The sequence below is a fragment of the Planotetraspora sp. A-T 1434 genome (assembly GCF_025420585.1).
GTDB lineage: Bacteria > Actinomycetota > Actinomycetes > Streptosporangiales > Streptosporangiaceae > JAOEGB01.
This window is the reverse complement of the sequence record NZ_JAOEGB010000088.1, coordinates 1-827: the sequence shown is the minus strand read 5'-3', so window position 1 is coordinate 827 and position 827 is coordinate 1. Positions and strand designations below refer to the sequence as shown.

Below are 827 nucleotides of genomic sequence, written 5' to 3'. Positions count from 1 at the left end.
GAGGACTTCTCCGGAACCATGTCCCTGTCGTTCCGGGATCACAGGTTCGAGCCGCCCAAGTACTCAGTCGATGAGTGCAAAGACAAGGACATGACCTACTCCGCCCCGATGTTCGTGACGGCGGAGTTCATCAATAACACCACCGGTGAGATCAAGAGCCAGACGGTGTTCATGGGCGACTTCCCGCTCATGACGTCGAAGGGCACGTTCATCATCAACGGCACCGAGCGTGTCGTGGTCTCCCAGTTGGTGCGGTCCCCGGGTGTCTACTTCGACCGTTCGGTCGACAAGACCTCCGACAAGGACCTGTTCGGCTGCCGGGTGATCCCGTCTCGTGGCGCGTGGCTCGAGTTCGAGATCGACAAGCGTGACAGTGTCGGCGTGCGCATCGACCGTAAGCGCAAGCAGCCCGTCACGGTGCTGCTCAAGGCACTGGGATGGACCAAAGAGCAGATCCTGGAGCGCTTCGGCCAGTACGAGTCGATGCGGGCCACCCTGGAGAAGGACCACACCTCCGGCCAGGATGACGCGCTGCTCGACATCTACCGCAAGCTGCGTCCCGGCGAGCCCCCGACCCGGGAGTCCGCCCAGACGCTGCTGGAGAACCTGTACTTCAACCCGAAGCGTTACGACCTGGCCAAGGTGGGTCGCTACAAGATCAACAAGAAGCTGGGCGTCGACTCCGACATCACCCAGGGCACGCTGACCGACGAGGACATCGTGGCCACGATCGAGTACATCGTCCGGCTGCACGCCGGTGAGGACTCGATGGGCCCCGACGGCTCGGTGATCGTCGAGACCGACGACATCGACCACTTCGGCAACCG

1 pseudogene is annotated in these 827 nt (G+C 62.4%); it reads left to right on the top strand.

The window, feature by feature from the left end:
• A pseudogene (locus N5079_RS35070) lies at positions 1-827 on the top strand (DNA-directed RNA polymerase subunit beta); the annotation flags it as partial.